The 15,522-nt window shown below is 63.7% G+C and carries 13 protein-coding genes; 8 read left to right on the top strand and 5 right to left on the bottom strand.

All coding sequences use genetic code 11. The annotated features are described in order from the left end of the window. Positions 1-36 precede the first annotated feature (36 nt). Positions 37-1,629, top strand: a complete 1,593-nt coding sequence (locus ACJ8HB_RS03645; RefSeq protein ID WP_033637709.1) for an ABC-F family ATPase — start codon at positions 37-39, stop codon at positions 1,627-1,629. A 51-nt stretch (positions 1,630-1,680) separates the two neighbouring features. Here the strand turns inward: ACJ8HB_RS03645 and moeB are convergent, their stop codons facing one another. Beyond that, on the bottom strand, positions 1,681-2,436 hold the full coding sequence (gene moeB / locus ACJ8HB_RS03640) for a molybdopterin-synthase adenylyltransferase MoeB (protein ID WP_047568531.1): 756 nt from the start codon (positions 2,434-2,436) through the stop codon (positions 1,681-1,683). A gap of 2 nt (positions 2,437-2,438) precedes the next feature. Further along, positions 2,439-3,677: a molybdopterin molybdotransferase MoeA gene (gene moeA, locus ACJ8HB_RS03635; RefSeq protein WP_047568529.1), complete on the bottom strand. Its 1,239-nt coding sequence runs from the start codon at positions 3,675-3,677 to the stop codon at positions 2,439-2,441. A 157-nt stretch (positions 3,678-3,834) separates the two neighbouring features. Here moeA and ACJ8HB_RS03630 point away from each other — a divergent pair, with 157 nt between their 5' ends. From ACJ8HB_RS03630 to gsiD, 6 genes are all read left to right on the top strand, one after another. Continuing rightward, entirely contained in the window at positions 3,835-4,371 is a 537-nt protein-coding gene (locus tag ACJ8HB_RS03630; protein WP_047568527.1) for a DUF924 family protein, read from the top strand. Between the two features lie 357 nt (positions 4,372-4,728). After that, positions 4,729-5,685 (top strand): isoaspartyl peptidase/L-asparaginase family protein, encoded by a 957-nt coding sequence (locus tag ACJ8HB_RS03625; protein ID WP_033646796.1) that lies wholly within the window; start codon positions 4,729-4,731, stop codon positions 5,683-5,685. A 19-nt stretch (positions 5,686-5,704) separates the two neighbouring features. Then, on the top strand, positions 5,705-7,582 hold the full coding sequence (locus ACJ8HB_RS03620; protein ID WP_047568525.1) for a dipeptide ABC transporter ATP-binding protein: 1,878 nt from the start codon (positions 5,705-5,707) through the stop codon (positions 7,580-7,582). Positions 7,583-7,605: 23 nt separating this feature from the next. Beyond that, positions 7,606-9,141, top strand: coding sequence for a glutathione ABC transporter substrate-binding protein GsiB (gsiB, locus tag ACJ8HB_RS03615; protein WP_004938996.1), 1,536 nt, complete (start codon positions 7,606-7,608; stop codon positions 9,139-9,141). 52 nt (positions 9,142-9,193) lie between these two features. Beyond that, entirely contained in the window at positions 9,194-10,114 is a 921-nt protein-coding gene (gsiC, locus tag ACJ8HB_RS03610; RefSeq protein ID WP_033637716.1) for a glutathione ABC transporter permease GsiC, read from the top strand. A gap of 9 nt (positions 10,115-10,123) precedes the next feature. Continuing rightward, positions 10,124-11,032 carry a glutathione ABC transporter permease GsiD gene (gene gsiD / locus ACJ8HB_RS03605; RefSeq protein WP_049233469.1) on the top strand — a complete coding sequence of 303 codons (909 nt, stop codon included), beginning with the start codon at positions 10,124-10,126 and terminating at the stop codon, positions 11,030-11,032. Positions 11,033-11,178: 146 nt separating this feature from the next. Here the strand turns inward: gsiD and fghA are convergent, their stop codons facing one another. Genes fghA through ptrR form a run of 3 tightly spaced genes read right to left on the bottom strand, consistent with a single transcriptional unit; the run spans position 11,179 to position 14,110 of the window. Then, positions 11,179-12,021, bottom strand: coding sequence for an S-formylglutathione hydrolase (gene fghA, locus ACJ8HB_RS03600; RefSeq protein ID WP_047568522.1), 843 nt, complete (start codon positions 12,019-12,021; stop codon positions 11,179-11,181). 14 nt (positions 12,022-12,035) lie between these two features. After that, positions 12,036-13,160 carry an S-(hydroxymethyl)glutathione dehydrogenase/class III alcohol dehydrogenase gene (locus tag ACJ8HB_RS03595; protein ID WP_047568520.1) on the bottom strand — a complete coding sequence of 375 codons (1,125 nt, stop codon included), beginning with the start codon at positions 13,158-13,160 and terminating at the stop codon, positions 12,036-12,038. A 29-nt stretch (positions 13,161-13,189) separates the two neighbouring features. Further along, positions 13,190-14,110 carry a putrescine utilization regulator PtrR gene (gene ptrR / locus ACJ8HB_RS03590; protein ID WP_033654969.1) on the bottom strand — a complete coding sequence of 307 codons (921 nt, stop codon included), beginning with the start codon at positions 14,108-14,110 and terminating at the stop codon, positions 13,190-13,192. Between the two features lie 105 nt (positions 14,111-14,215). On the opposite strand from ptrR, the gene ACJ8HB_RS03585 reads away from it, so the two are divergent. Next, the gene (locus tag ACJ8HB_RS03585; protein ID WP_047568517.1) at positions 14,216-15,373 is read left to right on the top strand and encodes a YbfB/YjiJ family MFS transporter; all 1,158 of its coding nucleotides are present in this window, start codon (positions 14,216-14,218) and stop codon (positions 15,371-15,373) included. The last annotated feature ends 149 nt before the right edge of the window (positions 15,374-15,522 follow it).

The raw sequence follows: 15,522 nt of genomic DNA, 5'->3' as shown, positions 1-15,522 counted from the left end.
CCAAATCACATTCCCTATGTATAAAGAGCGAGCGCTGTGTTAAGCACCAACAACATCACCATGCAGTTCGGCAGCAAGCCGTTGTTTGAAAACATCTCTGTTAAATTCGGCGGTGGCAACCGTTATGGCCTGATCGGCGCCAACGGCTGCGGCAAGTCCACCTTTATGAAAATCCTCGGCGGCGATTTGGCGCCGACCGGCGGCAACGTGTTCCTCGATCCGAACGAGCGCCTGGGTAAACTGCGTCAGGATCAGTTCGCCTTCGAACAATACAGCGTGCTGGACACCGTGATCATGGGCCATACCGAGCTGTGGGCGGTGAAGGAAGAGCGCGACCGCATCTACGCCATGGCGGAGATGAGCGAAGAAGACGGCTATAAAGTGGCCGATCTGGAAGTCGCCTACGGCGAGATGGACGGTTACACCGCCGAAGCGCGCGCCGGCGAACTGCTGCTTGGCGTCGGCATTCCGGTGGAACAGCACTATGGCCCGATGAGCGAAATCGCGCCGGGCTGGAAGCTGCGCGTGTTGCTGGCGCAGGCGCTGTTCTCCGATCCGGAAATCCTGCTGCTCGACGAACCGACCAACAACCTGGACATCGATACCATTCGCTGGCTGGAGCAGGTGCTGAACGAACGCAACAGCACCATGATCATCATCTCGCACGACCGTCACTTCCTGAACATGGTCTGCACCCACATGGCGGATCTGGACTACGGCGAACTGCGCGTTTATCCGGGCAACTACGACGAATACATGACCGCCGCCACCCAGGCGCGTGAACGTCTGCTGGCCGACAACGCCAAGAAGAAGGCGCAGATCAACGAACTGCAATCGTTCGTCAGCCGTTTCAGCGCCAACGCCTCCAAATCCAAGCAGGCCACCTCGCGCGCCCGCCAGATCGACAAGATCCAGTTGGAAGAAGTGAAGGCCTCTAGCCGCCAGAACCCGTTCATCCGTTTCGATCAGGACAAGAAGCTGTTCCGTAACGCGCTGGAAGTGGAAGCGCTCACCAAGGGCTTCGACAACGGCCCGCTGTTCAGCAAGCTGAACCTGATGGTGGAAGTGGGTGAGAAGGTTGCGGTGCTGGGCGCCAACGGCATCGGTAAAACCACCCTGCTGAAAACGCTGGTGGGCGACGCGCAGCCGGACAGCGGCACCGTGAAGTGGTCGGAAAACGCCCGTATCGGTTACTACGCGCAGGATCACGAATACGAGTTCGACGATACCCTGACCGTGTTCGACTGGATGAGCCAGTGGAAGCAGGAAAAAGACGACGAGCAGGCGGTGCGCAGCGTGCTGGGCCGTTTACTGTTCAGCCAGGACGACATCAAGAAGAAAGTGAAGGTGCTGTCCGGCGGTGAGAAGGGCCGCATGTTGTTCGGCAAGCTGATGATGCAGCGCCCGAATATTCTGGTGATGGACGAACCGACCAACCACCTGGATATGGAATCCATTGAATCGCTGAACATGGCGCTGGAGATGTACGAAGGCACGCTGATCTTCGTCTCCCACGACCGTGAGTTCGTCAGCTCGCTGGCGACGCGCATTCTGGAAATCACCCCGAACAAGGTGATCGACTTTACCGGCAACTACGAAGACTATCTGCGCAGCCAGGGCATCGTGTAACCCTCGCGGCAACGCATCAGGGCGGGAATTATCCCGCCCTTTTTTTATCCGTCATTCCCCGCCGCACACCTCGCAGTGCGGATCCTTCGGCAGTTTCATCTCCCGGAACTGCATGCTCATCGCATCGAACATCAACAGCTTGCCGCGCAGCGGCTGACCATAGTCGGCCAGCAGCTTGATGGCCTCCATCGCCTGCAGGGTGCCGATAGTGCCGACCAGCGGCGCCATCACGCCCGCTTCGACGCAGGTGAGGGCGCTGTCGCCGAACAGCCGGCTCAGGCAGCGGTAGCAGGGCTCGCCCGGCTGATAGGTGAACACGCTGAGCTGGCCTTCCATGCGGATCGCCGCACCGGAAACCAGCGGCCTCTGCTGCGCGTGGCACAGGCGATTCAGGGCGTCGCGCGCCGCCACGTTGTCGGTGCAGTCCAGCACCAGATCGCAGGCGGCGATCTCTGCCGCGACCGTGTCATCTTCCAAACGGCCGTCGATCGCGTCGATGCGGATATGCGGGTTGATGGCGCTCAGTTCCTGCCTGGCGGAGGCGACCTTGCTCTGGCCGATGCGATCGTCGCGGTGCAGGATCTGGCGCTGCAGGTTGGAGAGCGAGACGGTGTCGAAATCCACCAGCACCAGATGGCCGACGCCGGCCGCTGCCAGATATGGCGCAGCGGCGCAGCCCAGCCCGCCCAGCCCGGCGATCAGCACGCGGGCGGCCTTCAGCTTCTCCTGGCCGTCGAAGTCAAAGCCGCGCAGCACGATCTGGCGGTTGTAGCGCAGCGCTTCGGCGTCGGTCAATTCCGGCAGCATGCTCAGCTCCTCAGCAGGGCGTTGAACGGCTCGATCTCCACCGTTTCGCCTACCGCCACCGAACCGCGTTCGCGCTCCAGCACGATGAAGCAGTTGCCCTGGCTGTAAGAGCTGAAGACGTGCGAGCCCTGGTGGCCGGTGGTGCTGACCTCCAGTTCGCCCGCGGCGTTGCTGCGGAACACGCCGCGCTGAAAATCGAGGCGGCCCGGCGATTTCTTCAACGGGGTCAGCGCCCGTGCGCGCAGGCGCGGCGGCAGGCGCCAGTCGCTGTGGCCGGCCAGCTTCGCCAGCAGCGGTTGCACCAGTTGGTAGAAGGTCAGGGCGGCGGAAACCGGGTTGCCCGGCAGGCCGCAGAACCAGGCGTGGCCCAGTTTGCCGAAGGCGAAGGGTTTGCCGGGTTTGATCGCCAGCTTCCAGAAGCTGACCTGGCCCAGTTCGTCGAGCATTTGTTTGGTGTAGTCGGCCTCGCCGACCGAGACGCCGCCGCTGCTGATGACCACGTCGGCCTGGCTGTCTGCCTGTGTGAAGGCGTCGCGCAGCGCATCGCGATCGTCGCGGATAATGCCGAGATCGAGCACCTCGCAGCCCATCTGCTCCAGCATCAGGCGCACCGCGAAGCGGTTGGTGTCGTAGATTTGGCCCGCCTGCAGCGGCTGGCCGACCGGCTGCAGTTCGTCGCCGGTGGAGAACACCGCCACCTTCAGCTTACGCATCACCTGCACCTCGGCGACGCCAAGCGAAGCCAGCAGCGGCAGCTGCGCGGCGCCCAGCTTCACGCCGGCCGGCAACACGCTCGCGCCGCGGCGAATGTCTTCACCCGCCAGACGGATATTCTGGCCGGCTTCAACCGGCGCGGAAAAACGCACGCCCTGGTCGCTCACCTCGGCCTGCTCCTGCATCACTACCGCGTCCGCCCCGGCCGGGATCGGCGCGCCGGTCATGATGCGCACGCAGCTGTTGGCCGGCCATTTGCCGTCGAACGGTGCACCGGCGAAAGCTTTCCCGGCGACCGGCAGCGGCGCATTGGCCGCCAGATCGGCGAGGCGCAGCGCATAGCCGTCCATCGCCGAGTTGGCGAACGGCGGCACGTCGAGCGGCGAGACCACCGGCGCGGCGGTGATGCGGCCGGCGGCGGCGGTCAGGGCGACGGATTCGGTCTGCTGCAGTGGGGCGATCTGCCCGAGCATTTTTTCCAGCGCTTGCTCCAGGGAAATGAGATCGGAAGTATGGCAATGATCCATAAAGGGAACTCCGTAATCAGGGTGCGCTAAAATAGCGACAAAGTGCGGGTATTATGGCAGAGAACGTCGGGGGGGAGAACGGGTTATGCCCGCCATCTTTCGCACTGCGGCGCTGGAGCGATCGGGTATAAACTGCGTAAAACAGAGGAGAATCATGATGCATAAACAGGTTATCGACTTCTGGTTCGACGAGATCGAACCGATCATGTGGTTCAAAAAGGACGACGATTTCGATCGTCTGCTGCACAGCCGTTTCGGCGAAATCTGGCGCGCGGCGGCGGCGGGGGAGTTGGCGCACTGGCGCGACACCATCGAGGGGCGCCTGGCGGAGGTGATCGTGCTCGATCAGTTCAGCCGCAACCTGTTCCGCGGCATGCCGCAGTCGTTCGCCTGCGACGGCATGGCGCTGATCCTGGCGCAGGAGGCGATCCGCAGCGGCGAGTGCGAACGGCTGAGCCGCGAGCAGCGCGGTTTCCTCTATCTGCCGTTCATGCATTCGGAATCGCCGCTGATCCACCAGCAGGCGCTGGTGCTGTACACCGAGCTCAACAACGGCGACCAGCTGGAGTTCGAGCTTCGGCATAAGGCGATCATCGATCGTTTCGGCCGCTACCCGCATCGCAATGCGATATTGGGCCGCACCAGCACGCCGGAAGAAGAGGCTTTTTTACAGCAGCCCGGATCGGGTTTTTAATCTCGGATCATCTGCGCCCGGCCGGGGAAAAAACAGCAGGCCGGGCGCCGCAATAAGCGTTATTCAGCGCGAACGTTTATTTCCTTACGCCATGCCGCTATTTCCGCACGCGGAATTACCAATAATCTCGGCCGTACGATCGGCGGTTTACGGCTTTTTATAACCTGCTGTTTTTATTCCAATAAGCTATTTCAAGGTGCGAAATGGTCTAAGCGCGCTACGCTAAAAGCGGGACGTGGACGTTATGCTGTACTTCCACTGTAGGACTAAATAGAGTCGAAAAAGACTGAATAATAATGATACCGCGCTCAGCTTATTCGCTGCGCAACGGCGGGATTAACACAGGGTGTCAGGCAAATGAGCAAACCAGTGATTGCCATTCATGGCGGCGCGGGCGCAATTACCCGGGCGGCGCTGAGTGCGGAAAAAGAACGGCAGTATATCCAGGCACTGTCCGAGATCGTGACCGCTGGGCAGGCGATACTGGCCCAGGGCGGCAGCGCGCTGGACGCGGTGACCGAAGCGGTGCGGCTGCTCGAAGAGTGCCCGCTGTTCAACGCCGGTAAAGGATCGGTGTTCACCCATCAGGGCACCCACGAGCTTGATGCCTGCGTGATGGACGGCCGCACCTGCGATGCCGGCGCCGTCGCCGGCGTCAGCCGCATCCGCAACCCGGTGCTGGCGGCGCGCGCGGTGCTGGAAAATAGCGAACACGTGCTGTTTGCCGCCGAAGGCGCCGAGAAGTTTGCCGCAGCCCACGGCCTGGAAATGGTCGCTCCCGATTTCTTCTTTACCCAGGAACGTTTCGATCAGCTGCACCGCGCCCAGGCGGAGCAGGGCCGGGTATTGCTCGATCACGACGGCGCGGCGCAGGCCGGCGATCCGCTCGATCCCGATCGCAAATTCGGCACCGTCGGCGCGGTGGCGCTGGATGCGCTGGGCAACCTCGCCGCCGCCACTTCGACCGGCGGCATGACCAACAAGCAGGCCGGGCGGGTAGGCGACACGCCGATTATCGGCGCCGGCTGCTATGCCAACAACGCCACCGTGGCGGTTTCCAGCACCGGCACCGGCGAAATCTTCATGCGCGGCGTGGCGGCCTATGACGTCTCCGCCCTGATCGAATACGGCGATCTGAGCCTGCAGGCGGCCAGCGATCGGGTGGTGATGGAGAAGCTGCCGGCCCTCGGTGGCAGCGGCGGCATGATCGCCGTCGATCGCCACGGCAATATCGCGCTGCCGTTCAACTGCGAGGGGATGTATCGCGGTTTTGGCTATGTCGGCGATGCGCCGTCCGTCGGGATTTACCGCTAAGCGTTCACCGGGAGGGTGCATGACCGACGTTTTACTTCGACCCGCCGCCAGCGGCGGGCCGTCATTGCCGCCGCAGCAGGTGCTGACGGTGCGCGATCTGAGCATCAGCTTTCCTCAACCGGACGGCGCCGTGGAAGCGGTGCGCAACCTGTCGTTCGATCTCGATCGCGGCGAGACGCTGGCGATCGTCGGTGAGTCCGGCTCCGGCAAATCGGTCACTTCGCTGGGGCTGATGCGGCTGGTGGAGCAGGGCGGCGGGCGCATCGTCGGCGGCGCCATGACGCTGCGCCGGCGCGACGGCGCGCTGCTCGATCTGGCGCAGGCCTCGCAGAGCACGCTGCGCACGGTGCGCGGCGCCGACATGGCGATGATCTTCCAGGAGCCGATGACCTCGCTCAACCCGGTATTTCCGGTCGGCGAGCAGATCGCCGAATCGCTGCGCCTGCATCAGGGCATGGATCGCCGCAGCGCGCGCCAGGAGGCGCTGCGCATGCTCGATCTGGTACGCATTCCGGAGGCCAAAGAGGTGCTGGGGCGTTACCCGCACCAGCTTTCCGGCGGCATGCGCCAGCGGGTGATGATCGCCATGGCGCTCTCCTGCAAGCCGGCGCTGCTGATCGCCGATGAACCCACCACCGCCCTCGACGTCACCATTCAGGCGCAGATCCTGCAGCTGATCCGCGTGCTGCAACGGGAGATGCAGATGGGGGTGATCTTCATTACTCACGACATGGGCGTGGTGGCAGAGATCGCCGATCGGGTGCTGGTGATGCGCCGCGGCGAGCAGGTGGAACAGAATCGGGTGCGCGAGCTGTTTGCCGCGCCGCAGCAGGCCTATACCCGGGCGCTGTTGGCGGCGGTGCCGAAGCTGGGGGCGATGGCCGATCGGCCGCTGCCGGCGAAGTTTCCGTTGCCGGGCGGCGAGGGGGATACGGCGCCGCAGGATACCGTGCCGCCAGACGCCGCGCCGATCCTGCAGGTGGAGCATCTGGTCACGCGTTTTGATCTGCGCGGCGGGTTGTTCAATCGGGTTACTCGCCGGGTGCACGCGGTGGAAAACGTCAGTTTCGATCTTTACCCCGGCGAGACGCTGGGGCTGGTGGGCGAGTCCGGCTGCGGCAAGTCCACCACCGGGCGCTCTTTGCTGAAGCTGGTGGACAGCCAGAGCGGCACCATCACCTTCGCCGGGCGGCGAATAGACCAACTGAAGGGGCCGGCGCTGCAGCACCTGCGGCGCGATATTCAGTTCATCTTTCAGGATCCATACGCTTCGCTTGATCCGCGTCTGACGGTCGGTTTTTCCATCATGGAGCCGCTGCTGGTGCACAACGTGATGCGCGGCCGCGAGGCGGAGCAACGGGTGGCCTGGCTGCTGGAGCGCGTCGGCCTGCTGCCGGAGCATGCGCGCCGCTACCCGCACGAATTTTCCGGCGGCCAGCGCCAGCGCATCTGCATCGCGCGCGCGCTGGCGCTGAACCCGAAAGTGGTGATCGCCGACGAGGCGGTGTCGGCGCTGGACGTGTCGATTCAGGCGCAGATCGTCAATCTGCTGCTCGACCTGCAGCGCGAGTTCGGCATCGCTTTTCTGTTCATTTCACACGACATGGCGGTGGTGGAGCGCATCAGCCACCGGGTGGCGGTGATGTACCTCGGGCAGATCGTTGAGATCGGCCCACGGCAGGCGGTGTTCGACAACCCGCAGCACCCCTACACCCGCAAGCTGATGGCGGCGGTGCCGGTGGCCGATCCCGCCCACGCCCACAAACGGCAGCCGCTGCCGGCCGATGAGATCCCCAGCCCGGTGCGCGCGCTGGGCGATGAACCCGTTACCGCACCGCTGGTGCAGGTTGGCGCCGGGCACTTTGTCGCCCGCCACCCGATCGCCGGTGCTTTTTAAAGACCTCAGGAGAGACAAGCGACATGAAGCACACATTCAAACGCAATGCGCTGTTGGCCGCCGTACTGCTGGCGGCGGGAACCGGCCCGGTCTGGGCGGCGAAGGACGCGGTGATCGCCGTGGCCTCCAACTTCACCACCCTCGATCCTTACGACGCCAACGATACGCTGTCGCAGGCGGTGGCCAAGTCTTTCTATCAGGGGCTGTTCGGCTTCGACAAGGACATGAAGCTGGTGAACGTGCTGGCGGACAGCTATGAGGTCAGCAAAGACGGCCTGACCTACACCGTCAAACTGCGCCAGGGAATTAAATTCCACGACGGTACCGCGTTCAACGCCGAGGCGGTGAAGGTAAACCTCGATCGCGCCAGCAACCCGGACAGCCACCTCAAGCGCTACAACCTGTTCAAGATGATCGACAAAACCGAAGCGGTGGACGCCAATACGGTGAAGATCGTGCTGAAGGCGCCGTTCTCGGCGTTCGTCAACAACCTGGCGCACCCGGCGGCGGCGATCATCTCGCCGGCGGCGCTGAAGCAATACGGCAAGGAGATCGGTTTCCACCCGGTCGGCACCGGGCCGTATCAGTTCGTGACCTGGAACCAGACCGATTTCGTCAAGGTGAAGAAGTTCGACGGCTACTGGCAGCCGGGGCTGCCGAAGCTCGACAGCATCACCTGGCGCCCGGTGGTGGATAACAACACCCGCGCGGCGATGCTGCAGACCGGCGAGGCGACCTTCGCCTTCCCGATCCCTTACGAGCAGGCCAAGGTGCTGGAGGGCAACGCCAAGCTGGACGTGGTGGCCGCCCCGTCGATCCTGCAGCGTTACATCAGCATGAACGTCACTCAGAAGCCGTTCGACAATCCGAAGGTGCGCCAAGCGCTGAACTATGCCATCAACAAGGACGCGCTGATCAAAGTGGCGTTCGCCGGGTACGCGGTGCCGGCGGAAGGGCCGGTGCCGCCGGCCATTGACTTCGCCGCCCGCTATAAGCCGTGGCCGTACGATCCGGCCAAGGCGCGCGAGCTGCTGAAAGAGGCCGGCTACCCGAACGGCTTCACCACCACGCTGTGGTCTTCCCACAACCACAGCACCGCGCAGAAGGTGCTGCAGTTCACCCAGCAGCAGCTGGCGCAGGTGGGGGTGAAAGTGACGGTGACGGCGATGGATGCCGGGCAGCGTGCGGCGCAGGTGGAGAGCGTCGGGGTGAAGGACACCGGCGTGCGGCTGTTCTACACCGGCTGGTCGGCCTCGACCGGGGAAGCGGACTGGGCGCTATCGCCGCTGTTCTCCACCCAGGCGGCGCCGCCGAAGCAGTTCAACACCGCGTTCTACAGCAACCCGCAGGTGGATAAGGATCTGACCGACGCGCTGGCGACCACCGATCGCGCCGAGAAGCAGAAGCTGTATCAGGACGCGCAGGATCGCATTTGGGCCGATGCGCCCTGGATCTTCCTGGCGACCGAACGTCTGTTGTCGGCCAACAGCAAACAGCTGAGCGGTTTCTACGTGATGCCGGATACCTCGTTCAACTTTGATAACGCCGATCTGAAATAAGGCGCCCATCCCCGCCTGCGGCCAAGCGGCGGCAGGCGGGGGAAGGAATGAGATGCTCAATTATTTTCTGAAACGACTGCTGGGCCTGATCCCGACGCTGCTGATCGTGGCGGTGCTGGTGTTCCTGTTCGTCCACCTGCTGCCGGGCGATCCGGCGCGGCTGGCGGCGGGGCCGGAGGCCGACGAGGCGGTGGTGCAGTTGGTGCGCAAGGATTTGGGGCTGGATCAGCCGCTGCCGCAGCAGTTCGCACACTTCTTCGTCAACGCGCTGCGGGGCGATTTTGGCATCTCGATGGTGTCCAAGCGCCCGGTGAGCGAAGAGATCGCCTCGCGCTTTATGCCGACCTTTTGGTTGACCGTCACCAGCATGCTGTGGGCGGTGGCGTTCGGCCTGGCGATCGGCGTGGTGTCGGCGGTGTGGCGCAACCGCTGGCCGGATCGCCTCGGCATGACGCTGGCGGTGTCGGGGATCTCGTTCCCGGCCTTTGCGCTCGGTATGCTGCTGATGCAGGTGTTCTCGGTCGAACTGGGGTGGCTGCCGACGGTGGGCGCCGACAGCTGGCGACACTACATTCTGCCTTCGATCACCCTGGGGGCGGCGGTGGCAGCGGTGATGGCGCGTTTCACCCGCGCTTCGTTCGTCGAGGTGCTGCAGGAAGACTACATGCGCACCGCGCGCGCCAAGGGCGTACGGGAAAGCGTGGTGGTGATGAAACACGGCCTGCGCAACGCGATGATCCCGGTAGTGACCATGATGGGGCTGCAGTTCGGCTTCCTGCTCGGCGGTTCGATCGTGGTGGAGAAGGTGTTCAACTGGCCGGGGTTGGGGCGGTTGCTGGTGGACTCGGTGGAGATGCGCGATTACCCGGTGATCCAGGCCGAGGTGCTGCTGTTCTCGCTGGAATTCATCCTGATCAACCTGCTGGTGGATATGCTGTACGCGGCGATCAACCCGGCGATTCGTTATCAATGAGGACGCGGCATGATTAAGCATTGGCGGCGCAACGCCGCACTGAAGGCGATGCCGCTTATCGATCCCAACGCGGTACGCACGCCGTGGAGCGAGTTTTGGCGGCGTTTTCGCCGCCAGCGGGCGGCGCTGGTCGCCGGTCTGTTGGTGCTGCTGCTGATTGCGGCGGCGCTGCTGGCGCCTTATCTGGCACCGTTCGATGCGGAAAACTATTTCGATTACGATCGGCTGAACGAGGGGCCTTCGCTGATGCACTGGCTGGGCGTGGATTCTCTCGGGCGCGATATCTTCAGCCGCATCCTGATGGGCACGCGCATTTCGCTGGCGGCCGGGGTGTTCTCGGTGCTGGCGGGCGGGGCGATCGGCACCCTGCTGGGGCTGCTGGCCGGCTACTATGAGGGCTGGTGGGATCGCCTCACCATGCGCGTCTGCGATGTGCTGTTCGCGTTTCCCGGTATTCTGCTGGCGATCGGCGTGGTGGCGATCATGGGCAGCGGCATGGCCAACGTGATCGTCGCGGTGGCGATCTTCAGCATTCCGGCCTTCGCCCGCCTGGTGCGCGGCAATACGCTGGTGCTGAAGCACCTGACCTATATCGAATCGGCGCGCAGCATCGGCGCCTCGGACTGGACCATCATCCTGCGGCACATTCTGCCGGGCACTCTGTCTTCGATCGTGGTCTATTTTACCCTGCGCATCGGCACCTCGATCATCACCGCCGCCAGCCTGTCGTTTCTGGGCCTGGGCGCCCAGCCGCCGACGCCGGAGTGGGGGGCGATGCTCAACGAGGCGCGCGCCGATATGGTGATCGCGCCGCACGTGGCGATCTTCCCCAGTCTGGCGATATTCATTACCGTGCTGGCGTTCAACCTGTTGGGCGACGGATTGCGCGACGCGCTCGATCCTAAGCTGAAGGGGTGATGGCATCGCTAAATTGGCATACCCCTGTTTTACGAGTAAAATTGGTGAAAATTTGACCCGTGTATATTACAGGGATGAGGAATGGATATGGCAATGATGGCTTTTGAAGAAATCCGGGCGCTTTAATAACCGCCCGGATTTTTTTATCAGCGGAACAGGTGCTCGGCGTGGAAGCGCAGGTGATCTTCCACGAAGGTGGCGATGGTGAAGTAGCTGTGATCGTACCCCGGCTGAATGCGCAGCGTCAGCGGCCAGTCGCGCTGGCGCGCCAGCTCCGCCAACCGCGCCGGCTGCAGCTGGTCGGCCAGGAACTGGTCGTCGTCGCCCTGGTCGATAAGGACCGGCATTTTTTCCGCGCCGCTGGCCAGCAGATGGCAGCTGTCGTACTGCAGCCACTGGCTTTCGTCGCTGCCCAGATAGGCGGTGAACGCCTTGCGGCCCCACGGCACCTGGCACGGGTTAACGATCGGCGCGAACGCCGATACCGAGCGGAAGCGCTGCGGATTGCGAAACGCCATCATCAGCGCGCCGTGGCCGCCCATCGAGTGGCCGAAGATCGACTGACGATCGCTGACGCTGAAGTGCTGTTCGATCAGCGCCGGCAGTTCGGCGCTGATGTAGTCGTACATGCGGAAGTGGCGATCCCACGGCGCCTGGGTGGCGTTCAGGTAGAACCCGGCGCCCTGGCCCAGATCGTAGCCTTCGTCGTTCGGCACCTCGTCGCCGCGCGGGCTGGTGTCCGGCATCACCAGCACCAGGCCCAGCTCGGCGGCGATGCGCTGCGCGCCGGCTTTCAACGTGAAGTTCTCGTCGTTGCAGGTCAGCCCCGACAGCCAGTACACCACCGGCGGCGGGTTGTCATCGCGCGGCGGCGGCAGGTAGATGCTGAATGTCATGTTGCAATTCAGGCTCTGCGCCGCGTGGCGATAGCGCTGCTGCCAGCCGCCGAACATGCGGTGCTCTTCGAGAAGTTCCAATGACAACGTCATCTCTGCCTCCTGGCTTATTGGTCGAAGTGGATGACGGAACGGATCGATTTGCCTTCGTGCATCAAATCGAACGCTTCGTTGATCTGCTCCAGCCCCATGGTATGGGTGATAAAGTCGTTCAGCGCGAATTCACCGTCCAGATAGCGCTCGACGATGCCCGGCAGCTGCGAACGGCCCTTGACGCCGCCGAACGCCGAACCGCGCCAGACGCGGCCGGTGACCAGTTGGAACGGACGGGTCGAGATCTCTTCGCCCGCGCCCGCGACGCCGATGATCACCGATTCACCCCAGCCCTTGTGGCAGCACTCCAGCGCGGAACGCATCACGTTGACGTTGCCGATGCACTCGAAGGAGAAGTCGACGCCGCCGTCGGTCAGCTCGACGATCACGTCCTGAATCGGCTTGTCATAGTCTTTCGGGTTGATCAGATCGGTAGCGCCCAGCTTGCGCGCCAGATCGAACTTGCTGGTGTTGATGTCGATGCCGATGATGCGGCCCGCGCCGGCCATCTGCGCGCCGATGATCGCCGACAGGCCGATGCCACCCAGGCCGAAGATCGCCACGGTATCGCCCGGCTGCACTTTGGCGGTGTTCATCACCGCGCCCATGCCGGTGGTCACGCCGCAGCCCAGCAGGCACACTTCTTCCAGCGGCGCTTCCTTGTTGATTTTCGCCAGTGAGATTTCCGGCACCACGGTGTACTCGGAGAAGGTGGAGGTGCCCATGTAGTGGAAGATCGGCTTGCCGTCCTTGAAGAAGCGGGGGGTGCCGTCCGGCATCAGCCCTTTGCCCTGGGTGGCGCGGATCGCCTGGCACAGGTTGGTCTTGCCGGATTTACAGAATTTGCACTCGCCGCACTCCGGGGTGTAGAGCGGGATCACGTGATCGCCGACCGCCACGCTGGTGACGCCTTCACCGACCGCTTCCACCACGCCGCCGCCCTCGTGGCCGAGGATCGCCGGGAACACGCCTTCCGGATCTTTGCCGGACAGGGTGTAGGCGTCAGTGTGACAAACGCCGGTGGCGACGATCCGCACCAGCACTTCGCCTTTTTGCGGTGGCATCAGCTCGACTTCTTCGATCTTCAGCGGCTGGTTCGGGCCCCAGGCAACGGCGGCGCGGGTTTTGATCATCTCCATCATAGTCTCCTCAGTGGTTTTCTTTTAAATCAGGCGATATCGACAACGTCTGATAAATCGTTGGGGGTGCTTTCATCAACAGCGGCGGTTTCCGTCTGTTCAATAATCAATTCTTTCAGCGCGCGCACGTTCGGGCCGAACGCGTCGCGGCGCCACAGCAGCCAGGTGGCGGTGTCGGCCACGTCCGGCGGCAGGGGGTGAACCCGCACCCGCTCATGGCCCGGCAGCAGGCTGAGCACCGAATGCGGGATCATCGCCAGCCCGGCGCCGCTGGCGACGCAGGCCAGCATGGCGTGATAGGACTGGATCTCCATAATTTGCCCCGGCCGCGCGCCTTCGCGCTTGAACCAGGCCTCCAGCCGCAGGCGGTAGGAGCAGCTGGCGCGAAAGGCGAACAGCGTCTCGCCATTGGCGTCTTTGGCGCTGTGGATCGGCGCGTGATCGAGGCAGGAGATCACCACCATATGTTCAGGATAGGCGATACAGCCGTTCAGCTCGTCATAGGGTACCGGGCCGTCGACCAGCGCCGCGGCCAGCGTGCCGGCGCGCACCCGATCGGCGATTTCGCCGGAGGTGCCGGTGGTCAGCGACAGCGAAACCTGCGAGAAGCGCTGGTGGTAAGCCGCCAGCAGCGAGGGCAGCCGGGTAGCGGCGGTGCTCTCCATCGAGCCGAGGGCGAAGTTGCCCGCCGGTTCGCCGGCGTGGGTGATGCTCATCGCCTCGTCGCTCAGCGCCAGGATGCGGTTGGCGTAGCACAGAAAGTTATGGCCCATCGGCGACAGGCGCAGGCGCTGTTTTTCGCGGATAAACAGATCGGCGCCCAGCTCCTGCTCGAGCTGGCGCAGCCGGGTGGTCAGATTCGACGGCACGCGGTGCAGCTGCTCGGCGGCGCGGGCGACCGAGCCGGTTTCCGCCACGCAGCAGAACATGCGAAGCTGGGTCAGATCCATAATATTCTCGTTTCGTGATGAACTTGATTAGTATTATTCAGTTTTTGTGAGTTTAATACTGCGGCATGATACTGGCAACTTTCTTTTAACCTTTTGGATGCCGATATGGCTTTACGTATTGCCTTGAGCGGTTTTGCCGCGCTGATCGTTGCGATGGGCATTGGCCGCTTCGCTTTCACCCCCCAGGTGCCGCTGATGATCGCGGAACATCAGTTCACCCTGACCGGTGCCGGGCTGGTGGCGGCGATCAACTATTTGGGCTACCTGTGCGGCGCCTACGACGCGATGCGCGCCACGCGCCACGTCGAGCGGCGTCTGTGGCTTGGCGTGTGGGGCGCGGTGGCGCTGACGCTGCTGTCGGCGCTGGCGCAGGATGAATGGACGCACGGCGCGCTGCGCTTCGTCATCGGCTGGGCCAGCGGCTGGGCGATGGTGCTGGTGGCGGCATGGACCAATGAGCGGTTGGCGCACTACGGCCGGCCGGCGCTGAGCGCGGCGGTGTTCGCCGGGCCGGGCGCCGGTATCTTCCTCAGCGGCATGCTGGCGGTGGGCATCAACACGCTGGGGCTGACGGCGGCGCAGGCCTGGCTGGTGTATGGCGTGCCGGCGCTGGCGTTGGTGGGGGCGATTAGCGCCTTTCTGCCGCGCAGCGGCGAGCTGCATCGCCCGGACGTGGCCCCGGAACCGCTGCTGCTGACGCCGGCGCTCAAACGCCTGGTGTGGAGCTACAGCCTGGCCGGGTTCGGCTACATCCTGCCGGCGACGTTCTTGTCGCAGATGGCGGCGGCGCGTTTTCCCGGCAGCCTGTTCGCGCAGTTCGTCTGGCCGGTGTTCGGCGGCGCGGCGGTGCTGGGGATCGTTATCGGCATTTTGACCCGCCATCGTCTGACCACCCAGAGCCGGCTGGCGATCACGCTGTGGATACAGGCGCTGGGCGTGCTGAGCGCCGAAGTGGTGCCGGGCGTGGCCGGCCTGGCGCTCGGGGCGTTGCTGACCGGCGGCGGCTTCCTCTGCGTGGTGCAGCTCGCCCTTCAACACGGCCGAGAACTGGCACCGCGCCATGCGCGCTACATGGCCGGATTGCTGACCACCGGTTATGCGATCGGCCAGCTGGTCGGGCCGATGCTGTCGGCGCTGTCGACCGCCTTGACCCATCGGCTGGAGCCGGCGCTGTACGTGGCGGTGGCGGCGCTGTTGGTGGCCGGTGCGCTGGTGGTGAATACCCCGGCGCGGCGGTTGGCGCAAAAAACGGCGATGCGGTGATTGAAATCCATACAAAAAGCGTGGAATCCCGCAGCCGGCCTGATTGTGCTAAATGCGAATATTTCACCTGCGGATGAAGCACTATCACTGGATAATCGCCGCGCTCTCATCTACAGTGGGGGCAAAATCTTGACCGGGTTCACGTTATC

Origin of the sequence: Serratia sp. CY27727 (assembly GCF_052169275.1) — a bacterium.
GTDB classification, from domain to species: domain Bacteria; phylum Pseudomonadota; class Gammaproteobacteria; order Enterobacterales; family Enterobacteriaceae; genus Serratia; species Serratia sarumanii.
The sequence above is the reverse complement of the archived record's forward strand: the minus strand, read 5'-3'. Positions and strand labels throughout refer to the sequence as shown.

Excerpts from the sequence above, each read along its gene's own strand:
- moeB (WP_047568531.1), bottom strand. The coding sequence starts at position 2,436 with ATGCTGCCGGAATTGACCGACGCCGAAGCGCTGCGCTACAACCGCCAG.
- moeA (WP_047568529.1), bottom strand. The coding sequence starts at position 3,677 with ATGGATCATTGCCATACTTCCGATCTCATTTCCCTGGAGCAAGCGCTG.
- ACJ8HB_RS03630 (WP_047568527.1), top strand. The coding sequence starts at position 3,835 with ATGCATAAACAGGTTATCGACTTCTGGTTCGACGAGATCGAACCGATC.
- ACJ8HB_RS03625 (WP_033646796.1), top strand. The coding sequence starts at position 4,729 with ATGAGCAAACCAGTGATTGCCATTCATGGCGGCGCGGGCGCAATTACC.
- ACJ8HB_RS03620 (WP_047568525.1), top strand. The coding sequence starts at position 5,705 with ATGACCGACGTTTTACTTCGACCCGCCGCCAGCGGCGGGCCGTCATTG.
- gsiB (WP_004938996.1), top strand. The coding sequence starts at position 7,606 with ATGAAGCACACATTCAAACGCAATGCGCTGTTGGCCGCCGTACTGCTG.
- gsiC (WP_033637716.1), top strand. The coding sequence starts at position 9,194 with ATGCTCAATTATTTTCTGAAACGACTGCTGGGCCTGATCCCGACGCTG.
- gsiD (WP_049233469.1), top strand. The coding sequence starts at position 10,124 with ATGATTAAGCATTGGCGGCGCAACGCCGCACTGAAGGCGATGCCGCTT.
- fghA (WP_047568522.1), bottom strand. The coding sequence starts at position 12,021 with ATGACGTTGTCATTGGAACTTCTCGAAGAGCACCGCATGTTCGGCGGC.
- ACJ8HB_RS03595 (WP_047568520.1), bottom strand. The coding sequence starts at position 13,160 with ATGGAGATGATCAAAACCCGCGCCGCCGTTGCCTGGGGCCCGAACCAG.
- ptrR (WP_033654969.1), bottom strand. The coding sequence starts at position 14,110 with ATGGATCTGACCCAGCTTCGCATGTTCTGCTGCGTGGCGGAAACCGGC.
- ACJ8HB_RS03585 (WP_047568517.1), top strand. The coding sequence starts at position 14,216 with ATGGCTTTACGTATTGCCTTGAGCGGTTTTGCCGCGCTGATCGTTGCG.